The organism is Oceanimonas sp. AH20CE76 (genome assembly GCF_039654065.1).
Lineage (GTDB): Bacteria > Pseudomonadota > Gammaproteobacteria > Enterobacterales > Aeromonadaceae > Oceanimonas > Oceanimonas smirnovii.
Map to the genome: position 1 here is coordinate 1,477,079 of NZ_CP155481.1, position 21,111 is coordinate 1,498,189.

At 58.0% G+C, this 21,111-nt stretch carries 19 protein-coding genes and 1 other RNA gene; 15 read left to right on the forward strand and 5 right to left on the reverse strand.

Annotation, left to right across the window (positions count from 1 at the left end):
- Positions 1 to 17: 17 nt before the first annotated feature.
- Together N2M06_RS07210 and cysD are read right to left on the reverse strand one after the other, a co-directional pair.
- Positions 18 to 365, reverse strand: a complete 348-nt coding sequence (locus tag N2M06_RS07210) for a four helix bundle protein (protein ID WP_346352054.1) — start codon at positions 363 to 365, stop codon at positions 18 to 20.
- A gap of 186 nt (positions 366 to 551) precedes the next feature.
- A complete protein-coding gene (gene cysD, locus N2M06_RS07215; RefSeq protein WP_346352160.1) occupies positions 552 to 1,457 on the reverse strand; it encodes a sulfate adenylyltransferase subunit CysD in 906 nt (301 codons plus the stop codon).
- Positions 1,458 to 1,571: 114 nt separating this feature from the next.
- Between cysD and N2M06_RS07220 the strand changes: the two genes are divergently transcribed.
- The 8 genes from N2M06_RS07220 (at position 1,572) to N2M06_RS07255 (ending at position 10,641) form a co-directional block, all read left to right on the forward strand.
- Entirely contained in the window at positions 1,572 to 3,299 is a 1,728-nt protein-coding gene (locus N2M06_RS07220; RefSeq protein WP_346352055.1) for an SLC13 family permease, read from the forward strand.
- A gap of 91 nt (positions 3,300 to 3,390) precedes the next feature.
- Positions 3,391 to 3,488: signal recognition particle sRNA small type (ffs, locus tag N2M06_RS07225), an RNA gene on the forward strand.
- A gap of 149 nt (positions 3,489 to 3,637) precedes the next feature.
- Positions 3,638 to 4,054, forward strand: coding sequence for a nucleotidyltransferase domain-containing protein (locus tag N2M06_RS07230; protein ID WP_346352056.1), 417 nt, complete (start codon positions 3,638 to 3,640; stop codon positions 4,052 to 4,054).
- A 38-nt stretch (positions 4,055 to 4,092) separates the two neighbouring features.
- Positions 4,093 to 4,446, forward strand: a complete 354-nt coding sequence (locus N2M06_RS07235; protein WP_346352057.1) for a DUF86 domain-containing protein — start codon at positions 4,093 to 4,095, stop codon at positions 4,444 to 4,446.
- An 83-nt stretch (positions 4,447 to 4,529) separates the two neighbouring features.
- Complete coding sequence (locus tag N2M06_RS07240; protein WP_346352058.1) at positions 4,530 to 5,465, forward strand: competence protein CoiA family protein; 936 nt, start codon at positions 4,530 to 4,532, stop codon at positions 5,463 to 5,465.
- A gap of 112 nt (positions 5,466 to 5,577) precedes the next feature.
- Positions 5,578 to 6,207: a TetR/AcrR family transcriptional regulator gene (locus N2M06_RS07245; protein WP_346352059.1), complete on the forward strand. Its 630-nt coding sequence runs from the start codon at positions 5,578 to 5,580 to the stop codon at positions 6,205 to 6,207.
- Positions 6,200 to 7,555 (forward strand): HlyD family efflux transporter periplasmic adaptor subunit, encoded by a 1,356-nt coding sequence (locus N2M06_RS07250; RefSeq protein WP_346352060.1) that lies wholly within the window; start codon positions 6,200 to 6,202, stop codon positions 7,553 to 7,555. The genes N2M06_RS07245 and N2M06_RS07250 overlap by 8 nt, the downstream gene beginning before the upstream one ends.
- Entirely contained in the window at positions 7,552 to 10,641 is a 3,090-nt protein-coding gene (locus tag N2M06_RS07255; protein ID WP_346352061.1) for an efflux RND transporter permease subunit, read from the forward strand. Before N2M06_RS07250 ends, N2M06_RS07255 begins: the two co-directional genes overlap by 4 nt.
- Here the strand turns inward: N2M06_RS07255 and N2M06_RS07260 are convergent.
- Positions 10,610 to 10,975: a glutathione S-transferase N-terminal domain-containing protein gene (locus N2M06_RS07260; RefSeq protein ID WP_346352062.1), complete on the reverse strand. Its 366-nt coding sequence runs from the start codon at positions 10,973 to 10,975 to the stop codon at positions 10,610 to 10,612. The genes N2M06_RS07255 and N2M06_RS07260 overlap by 32 nt on opposite strands.
- A gap of 146 nt (positions 10,976 to 11,121) precedes the next feature.
- Between N2M06_RS07260 and N2M06_RS07265 the strand changes: the two genes are divergently transcribed.
- The 3 genes from N2M06_RS07265 (at position 11,122) to katG (ending at position 14,464) form a co-directional block, all read left to right on the forward strand.
- A complete protein-coding gene (locus N2M06_RS07265; protein WP_346352063.1) occupies positions 11,122 to 11,556 on the forward strand; it encodes a hypothetical protein in 435 nt (144 codons plus the stop codon).
- 14 nt (positions 11,557 to 11,570) lie between these two features.
- Positions 11,571 to 12,119, forward strand: a complete 549-nt coding sequence (locus N2M06_RS07270) for a rhodanese-like domain-containing protein (protein WP_317075450.1) — start codon at positions 11,571 to 11,573, stop codon at positions 12,117 to 12,119.
- A gap of 188 nt (positions 12,120 to 12,307) precedes the next feature.
- A complete protein-coding gene (gene katG, locus N2M06_RS07275) occupies positions 12,308 to 14,464 on the forward strand; it encodes a catalase/peroxidase HPI (RefSeq protein ID WP_346352161.1) in 2,157 nt (718 codons plus the stop codon).
- Here the strand turns inward: katG and N2M06_RS07280 are convergent.
- Both N2M06_RS07280 and N2M06_RS07285 read right to left on the reverse strand, forming a co-directional pair.
- Entirely contained in the window at positions 14,453 to 15,112 is a 660-nt protein-coding gene (locus N2M06_RS07280; protein WP_346352064.1) for a 4'-phosphopantetheinyl transferase superfamily protein, read from the reverse strand. The two genes, katG and N2M06_RS07280, sit on opposite strands and share 12 nt — an antisense overlap.
- A 1-nt stretch (position 15,113) precedes the next feature.
- Entirely contained in the window at positions 15,114 to 16,253 is a 1,140-nt protein-coding gene (locus N2M06_RS07285; protein WP_346352065.1) for a hypothetical protein, read from the reverse strand.
- Between the two features lie 190 nt (positions 16,254 to 16,443).
- On the opposite strand from N2M06_RS07285, the gene N2M06_RS07290 reads away from it, so the two are divergent.
- Genes N2M06_RS07290 through N2M06_RS07305 form a run of 4 tightly spaced genes read left to right on the forward strand, consistent with a single transcriptional unit; the run spans position 16,444 to position 21,110 of the window.
- Positions 16,444 to 17,688 carry an MFS transporter gene (locus N2M06_RS07290; protein WP_346352066.1) on the forward strand — a complete coding sequence of 415 codons (1,245 nt, stop codon included), beginning with the start codon at positions 16,444 to 16,446 and terminating at the stop codon, positions 17,686 to 17,688.
- Positions 17,685 to 18,854 (forward strand): isochorismate synthase, encoded by a 1,170-nt coding sequence (locus N2M06_RS07295; RefSeq protein WP_346352067.1) that lies wholly within the window; start codon positions 17,685 to 17,687, stop codon positions 18,852 to 18,854. The genes N2M06_RS07290 and N2M06_RS07295 overlap by 4 nt, the downstream gene beginning before the upstream one ends.
- The gene (locus N2M06_RS07300) at positions 18,847 to 20,478 is read left to right on the forward strand and encodes an AMP-binding protein (protein WP_346352068.1); all 1,632 of its coding nucleotides are present in this window, start codon (positions 18,847 to 18,849) and stop codon (positions 20,476 to 20,478) included. Before N2M06_RS07295 ends, N2M06_RS07300 begins: the two co-directional genes overlap by 8 nt.
- A complete protein-coding gene (locus tag N2M06_RS07305) occupies positions 20,478 to 21,110 on the forward strand; it encodes an isochorismatase family protein (protein ID WP_346352069.1) in 633 nt (210 codons plus the stop codon). Before N2M06_RS07300 ends, N2M06_RS07305 begins: the two co-directional genes overlap by 1 nt.
- The last annotated feature ends 1 nt before the right edge of the window (position 21,111 follow it).

Sequence of the window (21,111 nt, forward strand, 5' to 3'; positions counted from 1 at the left end):
TCAGAAAAACCGTCAGCTTACGGTGTTTGATTTATTGACGTGATCAGCCCGTTTATCATTTTGGAAATTTCTCTTGTCTCCTCCAGCCATGCTTTTCCGGACTCAGAGGTGATGTAACCAATTTCCATGCCGATATAAATTTGTGTTCTCAGCTCGGCGCATGAGCCTCGGGCAATCACTAAAAAATGTGTTTTATCTTTAACTGTCTGTCGCGTCATGCCTTCAGCAATATTGCTGGGAATGGACAAACCGGAGCGGGTGATCTGGTCTCTGAAGCCAAAATCCTTGAGGTCCTTCAGGGCTTTATACAGCTCAGCCGAAAGTCGGGCCGACCGTTTCCACACCTGCAATTTCTCAAAATTCATCACACACTCCTTGTTAGCTGTCAGTTATCAGCTATCAGCTATCAGCTAGCGACTCAGCTGCCTTCAGGCTCAGCACTATTTCTGCAGCTCCGGTGTTTGTCTGACAGCTGACAGCTTAAAGCTGATAGCTGCCGTTAGGCTGACAGCATAAAGCTTACAGCTGAAGGTTACTTCTGACGCGAAGCGTCAGAAGTAACCTTCCTGTTTTTTCTTCTCCATCGACGCGGCGGAGTCGTGGTCAATCATGCGGCCCTGGCGTTCGGAGGTTTTGGTCAGCAGCATTTCCTGAATAATGTCGGGCAGGGTGGCGGCTTCGGATTCCACTGCACCGGTGAGCGGGTAGCAGCCAAGGGTGCGAAAACGCACACTTTTCATCATGGGCACTTCGCCGTCTTTCAGCGGCATGCGCTCGTCATCCACCATGATCAGGGTACCGTCGCGCTCCACTACCGGGCGCTTGGCGGCGTAATACAGGGGCACAATGGGAATGTTCTCGAGGTGAATGTATTGCCAGATATCCAGCTCGGTCCAGTTGGACAGGGGGAAGACACGAATGGACTCGCCCTTGTGCTTGCGGGCGTTGTACTGCTTCCACAGCTCGGGGCGCTGGTTTTTGGGGTCCCAGCGGTGCTGCTCGGTGCGGAACGAGAAAATACGTTCCTTGGCGCGAGACTTCTCTTCATCGCGGCGGGCACCACCAAAGGCGGCATCAAAGCCGTATTTGTCCAGTGCCTGTTTCAGACCTTCGGTTTTGGTGATGTCGGTATGAATGGCGGAGCCGTGAGTAAAGGGATTAATGTCTTTTTCAATGGCTTCGGGGTTCACGTGCACCAACAGATCCATGCCCAGTTTTTTGGCCATGTAGTCGCGAAACTCGTACATTTCACGGAACTTCCAGCGGGTGTCTACATGCAGCAACGGAAAGGGCGGCACGGAAGGGTAAAACGCCTTCATGGCCAGGTGCAGCATCACGGCGCTGTCTTTGCCAATGGAATAAAGCATGACCGGGTTGTCGGCCTCGGCCACCACTTCCCGCATAATGTGAATACTTTCGGCTTCCAGCCGCTGAAGGTGCGTCAGATTCATAGTGATACTGTTCTCGCCTTTGGATTATGCTAATAACAAAATGTTATAGATATTCTATATATCCAGTTTATTTGATATATGCGTACAATGATACCCCTGCTAAAGAGCGAGTGGTTATATATGTCAGCATATTTGGTATTAGCATCAATTGGCGTCTTGCTGGCGTTGCTGATCCACGGTCGAATAAAACCGGCCGTGTTGTTCAGTAGCTGGGCTGTGGGCTATGTGGTGTGCGGCGTGATCAGCGAGCAGGCGATGTTGTCGAGTTTCTCCAATCCGGCGCTGATCACCCTGTTGATATTAATGTTGGTGTCGCTGGCGCTGGAGCGTTCGCCGCTGCTGGAGCGGTTATCGGATTCTTTGCTGCAGGGCAGGGAGTGGCGGGCCAGCCTGCGGCTGATGGGCCTTACCGCCGGGCTGTCGGCCTTTCTGAATAACACCGCCGTGGTCGGCTCTCTGCTGGGCGTCATTTCCCGCCAGCGCCATATTCCTGCTTCGCGCCTGCTTATTCCGCTGTCGTTTGCTTCTGTGCTGGGGGGCATTACCACCCTGATTGGCACCTCCACCAACCTGGTAGTGAATTCTTTTGTGGTGAACGCCGGCCTGCCGGCCCTGGGCATGTTTGAATTTACTTTGGTGGGCTTGCCGGTGGCGCTGTTGTGCCTGCTGGGCCTCTTGTTCAGCCGGCGTTTTCTGCCGTCATATCAGCAGCAGGGCAGTGAATGCGCTCACTCCTACTTTCTGGAAGCCCGGGTAGAAAGCGGCTCCCCCCTGGTAGGGGTGAGCATTGAGGACAACGGCCTACGCCGGCTTAATGGGCTGTTTCTGCTGGAAATTGCCCGTAACGACCGGTTGATAAGCCCGGTATCCCCCGACGAAGTGCTGGAAGCGGACGATGTGCTGGTATTTACCGGTGAGGTAGAAAAAGTACAGGCACTGCAGCAGTTTGCCGGCCTGCAGTTGTTTGGTAACGGTGTAGACCGGCTGCTGGCGTCCAATCTGGTGGAAGTGGTGATTTCCAACGAGTCGGAGCTGGCCAACCGCACTTTGCAGGAAGTGGACTTTCGCACCATGTTCAATGCCGGTGTGGTGGGCATTCGCCGCGGCGGCCGCCGGCTGTATGGCACCCTTGGCAAAATTCCGCTGCGAGTGGGCGACAGCATGCTGCTGGCGGTAGGGCCCGACTTTAAACAGCACCGCAACCTGGACCGTAACTTTCATCTGCTCAGCAATAGCCTGCAGCGGCCCAGGCTCAGCATGAAGCAGAGTCTGTTTGCCTTCAGCGGGTTTGGACTGGTGATCGGGCTGGCGGCGCTGGGCGCGGTGCCGCTGCTGAATGGCCTGTTGCTGCTGCTGGCGGCGCTGTTACTGAGCCGAGTGCTGACGCTTTCCGAGCTGCGCCGGCGTTTTCCGTTTGAACTGATGATGGTGATTGGCTCGGCACTGACCGTGGCCAGGGCGCTGGAAAGCTCGGGGGCAGCTGCGCTGGTGGCAAATATGATGCGTGACTACTGTAATGGCTACGGCGTATTTGGTGCTTTTGTGGGGGTTTACCTGATCACCCTGCTGCTGACCGAAACCGTGACCAACAACGCCGCTGCGGCTCTGGCTTTTCCCATTGGTTTATCTACCGCCCATGGCTTTGGGGCCGATCCCATGCCCTTTATTATGGCGGTAGCCTTTGGGGCCAGTGCCTGCTTTTTGGTTCCCTTTGGCTACCAGACGCACCTGATGGTGTACTCACCAGGACGCTACCGGGTAATGGATTATATTAAAACCGGACTGCCCATCAGTGTGCTGTACAGTGCCGGTGTGCTCACCCTGGTGCCGCTGTTTTTTCCGTTTTGAGCCACTATCGGCCAATAAACCCGCAGTCGGTTCACGTGTGGTTGCATTGAAAGGCCATTTTGCTACACTGGCCTCGCTTCGATGGTGGCCCCGTTGGTCCTCCCGCATCGAAATCTTGTCTACCTGGTCAGGCCCGGAAGGGAGCAGCCAAGGCGAGAAGCTTCGAGTGCCGGGATGTGGCTGGCGGGTGCCACCTCCAATTCCGTAAAGAATTTCTCACTAGATATACCCTTCTTTGCCTCCCGGTTTTATAAAGAAAACACTTCGTATTTATCACTTTCTTATATTTTGATTAGGTATACTGAACCTTGTTGGTAATAAATCTACAACGAGGTGATATGCCGCAACTTGACAACATCATTGAGTTGGCTCGTCAACACCCAGATATTGCAGCCCTGTGGCTTTATGGTTCAAGGGCAAGGGGTGATCATCATGAAAAAAGTGATTACGATCTGGCGGTGGTTTTTACCAGTTGGCTGGACAATCCACTTGAACGGCGATTGCGACCGGAAGAAATAGCCCTTGAATGGCAGCATCAGTTAAGTATGCCTGACGGAGCATTAAGTGTGGTTGACTTGGCCATTGCACCAGTACCCCTGGGCTGGAGTGTACTCAGCGAAGGCAAGCTGTTACTGGATAAGTCGTCATCTCAAAGAATGAACGTCGAGCAACGTATTTATTCCATATGGGAGCTGGATTATGTTCACGCTGACAAAATTGGAGGAGTGAATATCAAGGGCCCAATGCCTATCTGAATGCCCAGAAAGAGCATATCGACCAGTGTTAGCTGGATTTGAACGAACTCAAAGCACGTTTACAGCAAGGACCCTGGAGCCGGTTTGAGCAATGGGCCGCCGAGCGTACATTGCAGGTTCTTATAGAGTCTTGCATTGGGCTGGCCAAGCACTGGGCAAAGCGTGAAACCGGCATGACCAGCAATGAGGCGCTAACGGCCTTTAACCGGCTGGCTGAGAAAGGCGTCATCAGCCGGTCTGTGCCCTGGCGCAAAGTGATTGGCCTGCGAAATGCGTTGATGCACGACTACCTTGAAGTCGATCCTGCCATTGTGCATGACGTTATTCTTTCCGATTACCATCAGGACCTGCTCACCTTTGCCCGTGAAGGCATTCGTGCACTAAATGCCTAGACCACCTGCCGGCTACTCGCCATGGGCACCAACCCATGCCACACTGGCTGCATATCGGTTGTTGCATACGGATGAGTGCCGCCATGTCAGGAAAAACCTTAATCCCTTTCGCCATCAGGGATGCCGATCAGCAAATCGTCTCTGTGGAAGAGGTGGAAAGCGGCCTTGGTTGTGGGTGCCATTGCCCCAGCTGCCATGGTGTGCTGATAGCACGAAAGGGCCAGCATAAAGCCCATCATTTCAGCCACCACAAGGGCAGCGAACGGGATTGCGCCTTTGCCTTTGAGACCAGCATTCGCTTGATGTTGCTGGACAAACTGGATCGGATTAACTCGCTCAGCACGCCGCCACTGCGCATTGACGGCTTTCACAAGCCGGTGTGCACGGGCAAAACCCTGGCGGTGAGCCATGTTCCGTCATCCGGCCCGGCAGAAGGCCCCACGGCGCTGTATCAGGTGGGAAATGACGGCAAATACAGGCTTGGCATTTACCTGCCGCCGGCGGGCACCTGTGCAGCCGCACCGCCGCCCTGGCTGGCGGACTATACCGAGCGCCATGGCTGCACCGGCGTGCTGGCGGTCGAGTATGGAGTGTTTGCAACGCTGATGTTCGAAGCAGAAAAACCAGGCTCGCTCAACAGCATTGGCTGGCTGCTGCACATCCTGAGCACTCACCGCAAGTGCCTGCACTGGCTGTATCATCCGCGAGCACAAAAAATGCGGGCGGAGCGGGAGGCGCAGAGAAAGCGCGATGCCGAACTGCGCCAAAGACAACAGCAGCAATGGCAATCGCAACCGCAACAGAAACCAAAGCCGCAGCTGCCGCAATCACAGTCGCCCAAACTCCCGCCCATTGCCAGACCAAGACGAGTCTCTCCGGCCAAAGCCAGCGCTTCCGCTCAGCCCAAACGCCCCGGCATCTGCAAACACTGCCGGCTGGACGCGTCCGATATCTCCCCAGAAGGCTACTGCTACCGGCAAGCCTGCATGGCGTCGAGAAAGCTGAACATTCAACAGTGATAATGCCTGCTTTTCCGTATGCTTTTGCCTGCTGATTGTGTGACGAAAACGTTGCCTGATATAAATGACTCTCCCATAATAAAGTAATCAGTTACTTTCTTTGATTTTTGTTATGCCTGAAAATGACGCCAGTACCAAAAGGGCTTATCAGAGCACCGAACAACGACAATCCGCCACCATAGAGGCCGTTGTTCAGCTCTCGGCTGAGCAGGATCCTTCTGCGTTAACCACGGCCATGATTGCTGAAAGAGTCGGCCTGTCTCAGGGAGCACTCTTCAAGCATTTTCCCACCAAAAGCCATTTGTGGGAGTCGGTGGCGTGCTGGGTTTCCACGCAGCTCAGCCGGCGTGTTTTCAGTGTGGCTGAGCAGTACCCGCAGGCAGACAAAGCGCTGGAGGCCATGTTTATGGCCCATATCAGATTTATTGCTCAGAACCCCGGCGTTCCCCGACTGATGCTGGGAGAGTTGCACAAGCCCGGTAACGGGCCTGCCAAGCAGATTATTCGCAGAACGCTGGCCAAATACCGGCAAAAAGTGGTGGCCCTGCTGGAGCTGGGGGTTGAACAGGGCAGTGTTGCTTCCGGCATTGATACTCAAGCCGCGGCGGTGCTTTACCTTGGTGCCATACAGGGGCTGGTGGTGCAGGGCATGGTCAGTGGTGAACTGCATGAGATTGAACTTATGGCGGTGCGGGTTTACCGGCTTTTCAGTGGCAGGCTCCTGGGGATGACTGATGATTAGAAAGCATAAATTACTCCTCTCTGTGGCGCTGATGACCGGCATTATTTTTGTGGTGGTGATGGTCAAGCTCAAGCAGCCACCTCAGCGCACTCAGAAGCAGGCCAGTGCCACTGCGGTACGTATTCTGGACGTGCAGCCGCAGATGCTGATGACCCAGGCCAAAGGGTATGGTCAGGTGCTGCCGGCACGCAGTTGGAAAGCGGTGGCCAATGTGGCCGGACGGGTGGTGTGGAAGCACCCGGAGCTGGAAAGTGGCAACTTTATTGCCTCAGGCACGCGCTTGTTGCAGATTGATCCCAGTCGCTATGAACTGGCAAAAGCGGCATCCGAGGCCGATCTGGCCGGCGTGGCAGCCGAGCTGCATCAGCTGGAGCAGGAGCAGGAAAATACCCAGGCATTGCTGGCGCTGGAGCAACGGCGTCTGGCCCTTGCAGAGCGAGAGCTGGAGCGCGCCCGGGTACTGGCCCAGCGCGGTGCCTTGTCGGCTACCCGTCTGGATGAACAGCAACGGGCTGCGTTGTTACAGGAGCAGGCCGTTCAGGAGCTGAAAAACCAACTGAGCCTGATACCGGTCAGGCGTGACGCCCTCACTGCCCGCAAGGGGCGGGCCGAGGCCAGTCTGGCCAGTGCCATCAAGGATCTGGAAGATACCGGTTTTGAGGCACCCTGGGCGCTGCGCGTCCATCAGGCCGATATTGAAACCGGCCAGTACGTCAGCCCGGGCCAGACGTTGTTTATTGTTGATGATATTGCCGCCGCTGAGGCCACGGTTCAGGTGGAGCTGGCGCAACTGCGCCGGGTGCTGTCCCAGCTGCCGGCAGCAGACGCTGCCCGCCAGCAACCGGTTAATATTCATCAGCACCTGCCACTGGAGCAACTTGAGGTGCGGGTCAGTCCGAGCAATGTGCCGGATATTCACTGGCGCGGCCGTCTCACTCGCGTGACCGGCAGTCTGGACGCCAGCACCCGCACACTGCAAGCCGTGATTACGGTGGAGGAACCCTATCGCAGTGCTGAGCCACCGGCACGGCCACCGCTGGTGCGCAATATGTTTGTGCAGGGCACCATTTCTGCGTTTACACAAGAGCCGGTTGTGGTCATTCCGGCCAGTGCCCTGCATCAGCATGAGGTTTACCTTGCCGATAACCATAACCGGCTGCAGCGCAAACCGGTGACGATTGCCTGGCAACAGGGAGAGCTGGCGGTGATTGCCGAGGGGCTGAATGCCGGCGACCGGCTGATCCTGGATGATCTGGTGCCGGCGGTGGAAGGCAGTCTGCTGGCACCGCAGCCCGATGAACAGGCCCGGCACCGGTTGCAACAGCTTGCGCAGGGAGAGCAGCCATGATCCGCTGGTTTGCCGGTCATCCCACCGCCAGTAATTTACTGTTGATCCTGATATTGGCCATGGGGCTGTTTGTGGCCCCCAGTCTCACCCGTGAAACCTTTCCGGCCTATTTGCCTCCTGAAGTGAGCATCACCATGGAATATCGCGGCGCAACGGCGGCGGATGTGGAAGATGCCATTTGCCAGCGGCTGAATAACGCCCTGCAACGGGTAGAGAATGTTAAAGAGATAAGCTGTACCGCCCGGGATAACCAGGCGCATACGGTGGTCAGCATGACGCCCGGGGGGGAGATGGGCCGCTTTCTGGATGACATCCGCACCGAAACAGACGCCCTCAAGGACCTGCCGGACAGCGCAGAAAAACCGGTGATCCGCGAGCTGTACCGCACCGACCTGGTCGCAGCCATTGCGGTCTCCGGGCCCATGAGTTTTGCCCATCTGGAGAGCTACGCCAATGAGCTGCAAGACCGGCTGTTTATGCTGGACGGCGTGGCGGATGTGGTGATGGTGGGCTTGTCCCAGCGCCAGTGGCAGGTGGAGGTTTCCCGGGATCAACTGCGTCAGTACGGGCTCAGCGCCGGTGATATTGCCCGCGCCATCAGCGCCCAGAGTCTTGATATGCCGCTGGGCACGCTGCAAACCGACAATCAGGACATACAACTGCGTTTTGTGGACGAACGCCGCTCGTTGCAGGCGCTGGCCAGTTTGCCGGTGGTGGCCAGTGCCAGTGGCGCGGTGTTAACGCTGGGGAACATTGCCACCCTGTCTGAAACCCATGAACGGGATGAAGAACGGGTCGATTTCAACGGCAAGCGGGCCATTATTCTCGAGATCCACAAAAGTCGTCACGACGATGCCCTGCGGGTGATGGATGAGCTGACCGCCTTTATTGCCACAGAGCAGGCCCGGCACGACGGGGTGAGTCTGAACATCACCCAGGACATGACCTCCATTGTGAAGGATCGCCTGCAAATGCTGGTGAGCAACGGCATTACCGGTTTGTTGCTGGTGGGGCTGGTCATGGCCCTGTTTTTTCGCCCCCGGCTGGCCTTCTGGGCGCTGTTTGGGCTGCCCACTGCCTTTGCCGGCGCCTTTTTGGTGATGGCGCTGGCAGGTCTGTCGGTCAACATGATTACCCTGGTAGCCATGCTGATGGCCATTGGTATTGTGATGGATGATTCTGTGGTCATCACCGAAAACATAGCCCGTCACGCCAGCACGGAGGCTGGTCCGTTGCAGGCCGCCGCCGCTGGCACCCTTGAAGTACTGCCCGGGGTGCTTTCCTCATTTTTAACCACGGTGGTGGTGTTTGTGCCGCTGGCGTTTCTGGCCGGAGAGCTGGGCTCTGTGCTGGAAGTGTTGCCGGTGGTGCTGATTGCAGCGCTGGCGGCCTCGTTGATTGAGGCCTTCTGGATTTTGCCCCATCACCTGAAAAGTGGTCTGGCCAAAAAAGACCAGCAAAGCAGCCGCTTTCGTGCCGGTTTTGATCGCCGGTTTGAGCGCATGCAAGAAGCCGTGGGCCGGCTGGCAGATGGTGCCATACGCTTTCGTTATGGCGTGCTGGCGGTGCTGGTGATGATTTTGCTGGGCTCCGTGGGCGTGATGGCCGGTGGATATGTGCGCATGGAAGCCATGCCCGACATTGACGGTGATGTGCTGGAAGCACGCATATTGCTGCCTCAGGGCACGCCGTTGTCTCATACTCAGGCCGTTGCCCAAAAAGTAACGGACGCCATGCTGGCACTCAATGAGCAATACCGTCCGCAGCAGCCCGACGGGCAACCACTGGTGCGCCATATTCAGGCCCGTTTCAATCAGCATGTCAGTGCCACGGAGAAGGGCGCTCACGTGGTGACGGTGATGGCAGATTTGCTCACAGCCGAGCTTCGCACCGTGGATCTCACCAGCCTGAGCGAAGGCTGGTATGCAGAAATTGGTGATATTCCCGGCCTGATTGCCCTGAATATTCAGGAGCCGGGGTTTGGCCCGGCCGGCACTCCCATTGAAGTGCGGCTGCAGGGCCAAAGCCTGACTGAACTGAGTGCGGCCGCCCATTACCTGAGCCGGGAGATAGCCCGCTATCAAGGGGCATTTAATGTGTTGGATGATCTTCGCCCCGGCAAGCCCCAGCGCACCCTCAAGTTAAAAGAAAGCGCCCTGACACTGGGGCTGACCACCGCCAGTGTGGCGGCCCAGATCCGTACCGGCCTGCTGGGAGATATTGTGGATACGGTGCAAATTGGTGATCAGCATATTGAAGTGCTGCTTCGTCAGAGCAGTGCCGAACGGGCCACTCAGGCATTTTTGCAGGACACGGTGATCCTGGGCAGCCAGGGACAAATGATCCCCCTGGGTGAGGTGGTCGATATTGTGGAAGAGCGCCATTGGGCGCAGATCACCCGCATTAATGGCCAGCGTACCGTTACCGTTTCGGCGGATGTAAACAGCCGGGTAGCCAACGCCGGCAGTATAGTGGCGGATCTGCACCGGCGGGTGTTTCCACAGTTGCAAAGGCAATGGCCCGATATTCACCTTCAGGTGGAAGGGCAGACTGCCCGCTCAAAGGAAACCGGCCAGTCAATTGCCCGCGGTCTGCTGATTGGGCTGCTGGGCATCTTCCTGATTTTGTCATTCCAGTTTCGCAGTTATTCGGAGCCGGTTATCGTGATGTTGTCGATTCCGGTGGCCTTTATGGGCGCAGTCTGGGGGCACCTTATCATGGGATATAACCTGTCCATGCCATCCCTGATTGGTGCCGCCTCACTGGCTGGCATTGTGGTCAATAACGCCATTCTGCTGGTGCAGTTTATCAAGTCTTACCAGGCTGAGGGCATGACCACAGCCCAGGCTGCCAGTGCCGCCAGCCGTCACCGTTTTCGGGCCATTTTAATTACCACCAGCACCACCATTGCGGGGTTATTGCCCTTGCTGGCCGAAACCAGCACTCAGGCCATGGCCGTGATCCCCCTGGTGATCTCAGTGGTGTTTGGCCTGTTGATATCCACCCTGTTGGTGCTGCTGGTACTGCCGGCACTTTATACTATTCTCGATGATCTTACCCAAAGCGCTGCTGCAGATAGGCGATAATGTCGTTGGACTCATACATCCACTGAGTTTCGCCGTTTTCTTCAATGCGCAGGCAGGGGGATTTTACCCGGCCGCCGCCGGCCTGTAGCGCGTCTCTGTGGGGGGAGCCGGGGTGCACATTGCGGGTTTCAATGGGCAGGTTCAGCTTGTGCATGTTCCGGCGTACCTTGATGCAGAAGGGGCAGCGGGGCAGCTGATAGAGCGCCAGTTGCTTGCAGGCCTCATTTATTTCTTGCTGTGCCTCGGGGGCGCGCTTCATTTTGGCCGGGCGGGTAAGCAGATCACCCACTTGAAAAATGCCACCCACGCCATTGCGTAACAGCTTAACCAACATTCAGTGTTCTCCTTGATGATGTAAAGTCAGGATTGTAACTGAAAGGGCAGCCGGGTTCGCCCTCCAGACATGTTCAAGAAAACACTCTTTACTTATATATAAGAATAACCTTATATTAGGGTAATCTTAAAAAAGGAGTGTTAGAGATGGCAAAAGGAAAAAACACACTGGCTGCATTGGCTTTGGGTGCCGGCATCACGGCCGCCGGCGCGGCGCAGGCAGCGGAGTCAAAGGTATTACTGCTGGTCACCAGTGCTGCCCCTCAGGTGCAGGGCATGGCCATGGTACTGGGCAATGCCATGCAACAGCAGGGCAGTAGCGTAAACGTACTGCTGTGTGACAAAGCGGGAGATCTGGCTATTAACGGGTACAGCAGTGCGCCGCTGAAGCCCAACAATGTGACCCCGGAACAACTGATGGACAAGTTGCAGCAAGGAGGGGGCAAGGTGAGCGTGTGCGCACTTTATTTGCCCAACAGTGAATATACTCAGGCTGATCTGCGCGAGCAGGTTGACGTGGCCACGCCGGCCAACATGGCTGCCATGATGACGGCAGAGGATGTACGGGTATTCAGCTTCTGATAAGGAGAACAAGCATGTGGAAACGTTTAACACCGGCGCTGCTGGCAGTGAGCATGGCGCTGCCTGTTTATGCCGGGGCCGATGAGCTGGGCCTGAGCGCCAAACAAGCCTATGAGCTGAACCGCGACAATGAGCAGGTGTTGTTGCTGGACGTGCGTGATCCGGTGGAGATCATGTTTGTGGGGGGCACCAATGAAGTGGATCTTAACGTGCCTTATCTGCTGGTGGACCGCAGCGTCTGGGATGAAGACAAGCAACGGTTCCGTTTATACCGCAACCCGCAGTTTATAGAGCAGGTAAAAGCAGCCCTGGCGGAGCGTGGTCTGGATGAAACCGCCACCATCATTACCATGTGCCGTTCCGGCAGTGAGCGGGGTCTGCCCAGCGCCGAGTTTTTGCAGGAGCACGGCTTTACCAATGCTCACTATGTGGTGCATGGCTTTCAGGGTGACAGCATCAAATCTGGTGAGCAAGCCGGTTTCAGGCTGGTGAACGGCTGGCAGAACGACGGTTTGCCCTGGAGCCCGCGCCTGAGCCCCGACAAACTGCACCGTCCGCAATAACGGTTGCGTTGTAAATTAAAAAACCGGCATCAGCCGGTTTTTTAATGCCTGTTGTAAGTTAATCGTCAAAACTAATCAAAAAAACAGAGCCAAACGATTATAAAAACCGTGAGTTCTGGTCAATAGTATTAGTCGAACCCTACACGCTGTTGGTGGCCAGGTTGCTGCCACACATAAGGAGAAGAATGATGTCAGCCAAGAAATGCCCGGTTATGCATGGTGCCGTTACCGAGGTTGGCCAGTCGAATATGAACTGGTGGCCCAAGGCCCTGAATCTCGACATACTTCATCAGCACGACAGCAAAACCAACCCCATGGGCAGTGGTTTCAATTATCGCGAGCAGGTAAAAACCCTCGACTTTGCCGCCCTCAAAAAAGACCTCACCGAACTGATGACCCAAAGCCAGCTCTGGTGGCCGGCCGACTGGGGCCATTATGGCGGCCTGATGATACGGCTGTCCTGGCATGCTGCCGGCTCATACCGCATTGCCGATGGCCGGGGTGGTGCCGCCACCGGTAACCAGCGTTTTGCGCCGCTGAATTCCTGGCCCGACAATGCCAATCTCGATAAGGCTCGCCGGCTGTTGTGGCCGATTAAAAGAAAGTATGGCAACAAGCTGAGCTGGGCGGATCTCATCACCTATGCTGGCACCATTGCTTATGAGTCCATGGGCCTCAAGACCTTTGGCTTTGCCTTTGGCCGGGAAGACATCTGGCATCCGGAAAAAGACATTTACTGGGGGGCCGAAAAAGAATGGCTGGCACCCAGCGGCAGCGAGAACAGCCGTTACTCCGGTGAACGGGATCTGGAAAACCCGCTGGCAGCGGTGATGATGGGGCTGATTTATGTCAACCCGGAAGGGGTAGACGGCAAGCCCGATCCGCAGAAAACTGCCCATGACATACGAGAAACCTTCAAGCGTATGGCCATGAACGACGAAGAAACCGTGGCGCTGACCGCCGGTGGCCATACGGTGGGTAAAACCCATGGCAACGGCAATGCCGCCGAGCTTGGTCCCGAGCCTGAGGCTGCCGGTCCGGAGGAGCAGGGGCTAGGATGGAACAACCACACTCGCCGTGGCATTGGCCGTGATACCGTGACCAGCGGTCTGGAAGGGGCGTGGACTACCCATCCCACCGTGTGGGATAACGGGTATTTTGAGATGCTGCTTAACCATGAATGGAAATCGGTTAAAAGCCCGGCCGGGGCCTGGCAATGGGAGCCGGTGGATATCAAGGAAGAAGATAAACCAGTGGACGTGGAGGATCCTTCTATTCGTCATAACCCCATGATGACAGACGCCGACATGGCGATGAAGGTGGACCCGGCCTACCGTAAAATATCCGAGCGCTTTTATCAGGATCCGGCTTACTTCTCCGAGGTGTTTGCCCGGGCCTGGTTCAAGCTCACCCACAGGGATATGGGACCCGGCACCCGTTATATTGGCCCGGATGCACCCAAAGAAACCCTGATCTGGCAGGATCCCGTGCCCGCCGGCCCCACCCGGTACAATGTGCAGGATGTTAAAGACAAGATCGCCAAAAGCGGGCTTACTATCAGCGAGCTGGTATCCACCGCCTGGGACAGCGCCAGAACCTTCCGTGGCTCGGATATGCGCGGCGGTGCCAACGGTGCCCGTATTCGCCTTGAGCCGCAACGAAGCTGGGAAGGCAATGAGCCGGCGCGGCTGAACAAGGTGCTGAGTGTGCTTGAACCCATTGCCGCCGACAGCGGTGCCAGTCTGGCTGATGTGATTGTACTGGCAGGTAATGTGGGCATAGAGCAGGCCGCCGCGGCAGGGGGAGTGCAGCTGGAAGTGCCGTTTTCGCCGGGCCGGGGCGATGCCACCGATGACATGACGGATGTGGAGTCTTTTGAACCGCTGGAGCCGGTGCATGATGGCTACCGTAACTGGCTGAAAAAAGACTATGCGGTGAATGCAGAAGAGCTGCTGCTCGACAGAACCCAACTGATGGGGCTGACCGCTCCGGAAATGACGGTGCTGATCGGCGGCATGCGCGTGCTGGGCACCAACCACGGTGGCAGCAAACACGGTGTGCTCACCAGCCGGCCGGGCACCCTGTCCAATGACTTTTTTGTGAACCTGACCGATATGAACTACCGCTGGCAGCCGGTGGGAGATCATTATGAAATTCGGGACCGGCAAAGCGATGAAGTAAAGTGGACGGCCAGCCGGGTGGATCTGGTGTTTGGCTCCAATTCGGTGCTGCGCTCTTATGCCGAGCTGTATGCCCAGGACGATAACAGAGTCAAGTTTGTGCACGACTTTGTGGCGGCCTGGACCAAGGTGATGAACGCCGACCGTTTTGATTTAAGCGCCTGACTTTTCTGCCGCTATGGCCACCAGTGTTATCAGGTGATCCCCATGGCGGCAGTATTTTGCCGCTACTTCCGTACCCGCCGGCCAGTGCGCATTCAGGCCGGTTACCAGCCGCAGTCTGGCCCGGCCATTCGCTGAGGCCAGCACTTCCGCATCCTGAAAGTAAAACTGTGTTTGCGTCAGCGGATACAGCGCCTTGTACAAACTCTCTTTTAAGGAAAACGCCAGAGTGACCTGCTCACCCAGGCAGGCTTCGGTCAACCGGGTCTGCTCATCGGCGGTCAGCAGGGCAGGGAGCAGCGCGGTGGCCCTGTTATTGGCAAGGCAGGGTTCAATATCCACGCCAAGCGCGCAATAGTCCCGAGTGCGGGCCACCACGGCGGCGGCATGGGTGTCGCTGTGGCTGATGCTGCCGGTAAACCCGGCCGGCCACACAGGGGCACGCTTCGGCCCCATGGCCGGCATATGGTGAACACCCGCCAGCCGGTACAGTGCTTCAGCGGCGCACCGGCGGCCGGCCATAAACTCGGCCCGGCGTTTGGCAGAAGCCTTGTTCAAGCCCAGCCGGCCGGTGTCTGCCTTTGCCAGCTGGTTCCTGTCAAACCGGCCGCCAATAAAACAGACGTTGGCCAGTCCGGGCCTGAACAACATATCAGGGGGTGATCAGGGTGACAGTGTTGCCGGCCGCTTCCACCGGTACCGGTGCATCCTTGGGTGCCTGACGGCCCTTGCCTTTGGCTTTGTTGCTCACATAAACCTGACCGGTTTTCGGATCAATGGCCAGGGTCTGTGGACGCACGCCGGTGAACAGATGGGCGGTTACATAGTGAGTGTCGGCGTCCACCACAGAAACGGTGCCGTCGTTGCGGTTGGCCACATAGAGATCGCCGCTTTGCGGGTGAACCCGCGCGCTCAGGGCACCGTCACCGGTTTTTACCGTCTTGGTTACCTTGCCGCTCTTGAGATCGATCAGTGACACACCGCCGGACTTCTGATTAATGGCATAGAGCACGTTGTTTTTGGTATCGATGGCCAGGTTGATGGTGTCAAAAGGCTGAGCCTTGGCGTCACCTTCCAGGCTGACAGAGTCAAAGGTGCGCAGCACGTTCTGGGTCTTAATATCGACTTCGGCAATTTTGCTGTTGCTCAGGTCAGCCACATACAAACGCTGCTTGCCGGCATCCAGCGCCAGACCGGCGGCAGACTGCACCGGAGACACAATAACGGACTCCAGCGTGTCGGTGGCACCGTCAATCACCCAAACAGCACTGGCCGGGCCTTTTTTGCCGTCCCGCTCTATGCCACCAAAGGCACTGATATAGATTTTGTTGGTGCCTTCATCCACCACGGCCTGGCGCAGGTGATTGGACTCATTGCCGCTGTTTTCGATAACGGCTACTTCCTTGCCGGTTTTCAGATCATACACACCGACCAGCCCTTTACGGGTGTCAACGGCATAGATTTTCTGGGTCTGAGCGTTGATCCCTAAGCCAAAGGGCGTGATTTCGCCGGTTTCAATTTTGGTTTTCTGCTCCAGGGTGTTGGCGTCCAGCACCACTATGCCCGGGCTTACGCTTTGCTCACTGTCGTTACCTAGGCCGGTGACGGCGGCATACACCGCCTGATTGGCGGGGTTAAAGGCAATTTCATAGACGCGTTCGTCCACTTTTACCGAGCGGGCCACCTCTGGCGCGGCCAGCGCCGGGGTGGCGGTGCCGATGGCGGCTGCCAGCAGAGAAAGAGCAAAGGTATGGCGCAGCCGTAAACCGCGCTGGGATGCGTGTCTGAACATGCAGAAACTCCTGTAAGAAAAAAGTAGTGACAAAAGTAAGTAACGCCGGAAAAGTTCAATAGCTTGCTCACTTTATCAAACTAATGCAAGTAAATATCATTTGCTTTTGAGTTTTGAATATCTTAAGTTTCTACCCCACTGGCCTGCATCAGGCAGGACCACACATTCTCTGTTCGGATACATAGCGGTAATGACTTCTCCTTCCACTGCACCTCAGTTGTGGGTGCTTAATGTTGTAGCTCTGGTTGGCACCATGGCCATCATGGCGTTTGTGGCCGTGGTAGGCCCTGTGGTGCGCCTGCTTGGCCTGGCAGACTGGCACGGGGGGCTGGCACTCACCGTGGGTGGCGTGCTCTGGATGCTGGCAGCCCGGCGCTGGGGAAAACTCAGTGACAAGGTCGGGCGGCGGCGGGTATTGCTTATCTCCCTCAGTGCCTATGCCGTTACCTATGTGCTGATGGCCTGGTCCATCGACCTGGCTCTGACCAGCCCGCCGGCCATGGCGCTGTCACTGCTTATTCTGGTAGGCAGCCGCGCCCTGGTGGGGCTGTTTTATGCGGCCGTGCCCGCCATTACCGCCGCCTCTGTGGCGGATCAGGTGGTGCCACAACATCGCGCCTCGGCCATGGCTAAACTGGGCGCGGCCAATGCGGTGGGTCTGGTGGCCGGCCCTGTGGTGGCGGGCTGGATAGCCCTGTATGACATTGCCTGGTCCTTATATGCCGCAGCGGCCATGCCGGTGCTGGCGCTGGTACTGATTGCCTGGAAACTGCCGGAAACCTATGCCGGTAACTCATCCGGCAATAAGACCCGCAGCAAGCCGGGGCAGGGCAGCGGCCCTGTGGTGGGCTGGCTTGACGCCCGGCTGCGGCTGCCGCTGTTTGCGGTGTTTGCCGCCATGATGGCGGTGGCCATCACCCAGGCAACGGTCGGGTTTCTGGTACTGGATCGCATGCAGCTGTCCTTGAGTGAAGGAGCCAAAACCGCCGGTTATGCCCTTACCGCTGTGGGTGCCGGCCTGATTTGCTCTCAAAGCCTGATGATGCGCATAACCTGGCCCCCCGAGCGCTGGCTGTTACTGGGCGCTGTGCTGGCAGGCAGCGGTTTTGGTGCCGTGGCGTGGCTTGAAAGCGCCATGCCCATGCTGGCGGCCTTTGGCTTGGCTGGACTTGGCATGGGCATGGTGCGTCCGGCGGTTCAGGCGTTAACTGCTAACCGTGTAGACGCCCATGAGCAGGGCGCAGCCGCCGGCATGGTGGCCTCCATGCAGGGGCTGTCGATGATAGTGGGGCCCCTGGCCGGGACCCTGTTATACCGCATTGCACCGGGTGCGCCCTATGTGCTTGTACTGATGTTACTCATGCTGTTGGCCATTGCCGTGTGGCGCTATTCGTCGGCAGACACCATTCAAGAAACCCCGGGAGTATCGCCATGATAAACCGCCTGCCTTTTACCGACGCTCTGGCCACTGCCGAGCAGCGCCGCTACCGTTTTGTGCTGCGTGGCCCAAAGCAGCAGTTGCAGACACAGGGCTGTCTGGCCTGCCTGCCCGCAGGCAACACCCAGACCCTGAGCCAGCGGGTAAGTGCGTTTTTCAGCACCCGCCGCGCCGGGCCGGCCCTGCTGGTGGGTGCGCTGCCCTTTGATCCCTTTGCCGATGATGCCCTCTACCAACCCGCCGAGTTAGTGGCCGGTGAAGAGCCGGTGACGCCGCTGGCCCCCCTGGTGAATGAAGCCCGGGCAGAGCCGCCGGCGACGGACTATGCCAGCATGGTGGCCCACTGTGTGGCCGGCATAGACGGGCGCACACTCAGCAAGGCGGTGCTGGCGCGCAGTCTGCAGCTGCAGGCCGCAGCCAGCCTGGATCCGCTGGCGCTGGCCGCCCGGCTGGAGCAGGACGCCAGTGTCACTACTTATGTGCTGCCGGTACCGGTGGCCACCAATGCACCGCCGGCCTGGCTGGTGGGAGCCAGCCCGGAGCTGCTGATTTCCCGGCGGGGACGCACCATAGTGTCTCATCCGCTGGCCGGATCGGCCCGCCGCCGTGCTAATGCAGAAGAAGATGCCGCCGCCGCCCGTTCCCTGTCGGCGTCGGCCAAGGATCTGGAAGAGCACGCCTATGTGGTGGATGCCATTAAAGCCGCGCTGGCACCGCTGTGCAGCGAGCTGGATGTACCGGACAGCCCGTCCCTTTATACCACCAACACCATGTGGCACCTGGGCACCCGTATTAGCGGCACCCTGAAAGATGACAGCATCTCTGTGGCTACCCTGGCCGGCCTGCTGCACCCCACGCCGGCGGTATGCGGTACCCCCCGCCAGCAGGCGCTGGACACCATTTCCCGTCTGGAGCCGGTCGACAGGGGCTTTTATGCCGGTGCCGTGGGCTGGGTAAATGACGCCGGCGACGGTGACTGGTATGTGGCCATTCGCTGCGCCCATGTGCAGGCCAATAGCCTGCGGCTGTTTGCCGGTGCCGGCATAGTGGCCGACTCCGAACCCGAGCTGGAGGTAGCCGAAACCGGTGCCAAATTCCGCGCCCTGCTTAACGCCCTGGGGGTGGACGATGAACTTGAATTTGAGGAACAACACCATGACTAATGCCCCGCTCAGCCAGCGCTGGCCTGCCGCCCTTGAGCAGAAATACAAGGCCGCCGGCTACTGGCGCGGTGAAACCTTTCCGGCCTTTTTGCGTGGGCGCGCCGAACGGCTTGGCCACAAGGTGGCGGTGGTGGCCGGCGACACCCGCATCAGCTACGGTGAACTTGACCGGGAAGCCTGTCGCATCGGGGCCGGCCTGCTGGCACTGGGGCTGAACCCCGGCGACAGAGTGATAGTGCAGTTCGGTAATGTGGCGGAGTTTATTCCTGTGGTGTGCGGCCTGTTTTATGCCGGGCTTATCCCTGTGTATGCGCTGCCGGCCCACCGCATTACCGAAGTCACTCATTTTGCCAAAAAGGCCGGGGCCAGCGCCTACCTTGCCGGCCGCCACTACGGTGGTTTTGACTACGCCACCCTGGCTGCCGGGCTGGGCCGGACTCTGCCAGAGCTGAAGGTGGTGATGGCCGGCGAGGGGCATGACTATATTGCGCTGGAGCAGCTGGCAGGAGACGCCAGCCTGTTGCCCGCCGGATTCGACCCTCAGTCCGTGGCCTTTTTGCAGCTGTCCGGCGGCAGCACCGGCCTGTCCAAGCTGATTCCGCGCACGCACGACGATTACATTTACTCGTTTCGTGCCAGCAATGCGCTGTGTGGCATTGATGAGCACAGTGTCTACATGGTGGCGCTGCCGGCGGCCCATAACTTTCCCATGAGCTCACCGGGCTGGCTGGGTGCCCTGCATGCAGGGGCCACAGTGGTGCTGAGCGACAGCGCCGAGCCCGCTGCCGCCTTTGCCCTGATTGAACGGGAACAGGTCACCTGTGTGGGGCTGGTGCCGCCGCTGGCGCTGCTGTGGGCCGATGCCGCCGGTCACAGCCCCCATGATATTTCCAGCCTGAAAGTGATGCAGGTGGGCGGGGCCAAGCTGCTGCCGGAAGCCGCCCGCCGGCTGCAAAATGCGCTGCCCAGTACCCTTCAGCAGGTGTTTGGCATGGCCGAAGGCCTGGTCAACTATACCCGCCTGAACGACAGTGACGAGCTGATTCTCAACACTCAGGGCCGGCCCATCAGCCCCGATGACGAAGTGCGCATCGTGAACGATAACGGCGAACCGGTGGCGGAAGGCGAAGCCGGACACCTGCAGGTGCAGGGGCCCTACACCATTCGCGGTTATTACAACGACGAGGCGGCCAACGCCAAAAGCTTTACCGCAGACGGCTTTTATTGCACCGGCGATATCGTCAAGCGCACACCGGAAGGCTATCTGGTGGTGCAGGGCCGGGCCACGGATCACATTAACCGCGCCGGGGAAAAAATCTCCGCCGAAGAAATAGAAGACTATCTGCTGAGTCACCCACAAGTATTTGACGCCGCCGTGGTGTCCATTCCCGATGAGTATCTGGGCGAGCGCAGCTGCGCCTTTGTCATTGCAAGAGATCAGCCGCCCCGGGCAGTGGAGCTGAAAAAATGGGTGCGCGAGCAGGGGCTGGCGGCCTTTAAGGTGCCGGATCAAATTGTGTTTGCCGATGCCTTTGATACCACGGCCGTGGGCAAAATCAGCCGGCGGGAGCTGCGCGCCCGGCTGCGCCAACGTTATCTGGAACAAACCGAGGAGCAAGACTGATGGGACTTCCCGTTATTTCCGACTATGCCCAACCCACCGCCCAAGAGCTGCCTGATGCTCGTGCCCGCTGGCAGCCCGAGGCCGGCCGGCTGGCGCTGCTGGTGCACGACATGCAGCATTATTTTCTGCGCCCCTTTAATACCGCCGGCGCGCCGCTGGCACCGGCCATTGCCAATATCGCCGCCCTGATTGCCCATTGCCGGGCACGGCAGATCCCGGTGTTCTACACCGCTCAGAGAGGCAATCAGCAGCGTTGCGACCGTGGCCTGCAGGCCGATTTGTGGGGGCCGGGCATGAGCCGCGCGCCCGAGCATGAAGCCATTATCGAGGCGCTTGCTCCCCAGCCGGACGATCATGTGCTGGTCAAGCACCGCTACAGCGCCTTTCAGCGCAGCAACCTGGAAACCCTGATGCGGGTGCGCGGGCGGGATCAATTACTGGTGACCGGTGTATATGCCCATATCGGCTGCACCGCCACCATTGCCGAGGCGTTTCAGCTGGACATAGAGCCCTTTATTGCCGCCGACGCCGTGGCCGACTTCAGCCGTGAGGATCAGATGTCGGCCCTGCACTGGATTGCCCGCACCTGCGGTGTGCCCATGACCACAGAACAACTCTTAAAGGCCCTTTGAA

What these genes read in the sequence shown, in the direction of transcription:
- N2M06_RS07240 (WP_346352058.1), top strand. Translation starts at nt 4,530, where the DNA reads ATGTCAGGAAAAACCTTAATCCCTTTCGCCATCAGGGATGCCGATCAG.
- N2M06_RS07230 (WP_346352056.1), top strand. Translation starts at nt 3,638, where the DNA reads ATGCCGCAACTTGACAACATCATTGAGTTGGCTCGTCAACACCCAGAT.
- N2M06_RS07255 (WP_346352061.1), top strand. Translation starts at nt 7,552, where the DNA reads ATGATCCGCTGGTTTGCCGGTCATCCCACCGCCAGTAATTTACTGTTG.
- N2M06_RS07280 (WP_346352064.1), bottom strand. Translation starts at nt 15,112, where the DNA reads ATGTTGTTCAGGCCCGGACTGGCCAACGTCTGTTTTATTGGCGGCCGG.
- N2M06_RS07265 (WP_346352063.1), top strand. Translation starts at nt 11,122, where the DNA reads ATGGCAAAAGGAAAAAACACACTGGCTGCATTGGCTTTGGGTGCCGGC.
- N2M06_RS07295 (WP_346352067.1), top strand. Translation starts at nt 17,685, where the DNA reads ATGATAAACCGCCTGCCTTTTACCGACGCTCTGGCCACTGCCGAGCAG.
- N2M06_RS07245 (WP_346352059.1), top strand. Translation starts at nt 5,578, where the DNA reads ATGCCTGAAAATGACGCCAGTACCAAAAGGGCTTATCAGAGCACCGAA.
- katG (WP_346352161.1), top strand. Translation starts at nt 12,308, where the DNA reads ATGTCAGCCAAGAAATGCCCGGTTATGCATGGTGCCGTTACCGAGGTT.
- N2M06_RS07270 (WP_317075450.1), top strand. Translation starts at nt 11,571, where the DNA reads ATGTGGAAACGTTTAACACCGGCGCTGCTGGCAGTGAGCATGGCGCTG.
- N2M06_RS07285 (WP_346352065.1), bottom strand. Translation starts at nt 16,253, where the DNA reads ATGTTCAGACACGCATCCCAGCGCGGTTTACGGCTGCGCCATACCTTT.
- N2M06_RS07210 (WP_346352054.1), bottom strand. Translation starts at nt 365, where the DNA reads ATGAATTTTGAGAAATTGCAGGTGTGGAAACGGTCGGCCCGACTTTCG.
- N2M06_RS07305 (WP_346352069.1), top strand. Translation starts at nt 20,478, where the DNA reads ATGGGACTTCCCGTTATTTCCGACTATGCCCAACCCACCGCCCAAGAG.
- N2M06_RS07220 (WP_346352055.1), top strand. Translation starts at nt 1,572, where the DNA reads ATGTCAGCATATTTGGTATTAGCATCAATTGGCGTCTTGCTGGCGTTG.
- N2M06_RS07250 (WP_346352060.1), top strand. Translation starts at nt 6,200, where the DNA reads ATGATTAGAAAGCATAAATTACTCCTCTCTGTGGCGCTGATGACCGGC.
- N2M06_RS07290 (WP_346352066.1), top strand. Translation starts at nt 16,444, where the DNA reads ATGACTTCTCCTTCCACTGCACCTCAGTTGTGGGTGCTTAATGTTGTA.
- N2M06_RS07300 (WP_346352068.1), top strand. Translation starts at nt 18,847, where the DNA reads ATGACTAATGCCCCGCTCAGCCAGCGCTGGCCTGCCGCCCTTGAGCAG.
- N2M06_RS07260 (WP_346352062.1), bottom strand. Translation starts at nt 10,975, where the DNA reads ATGTTGGTTAAGCTGTTACGCAATGGCGTGGGTGGCATTTTTCAAGTG.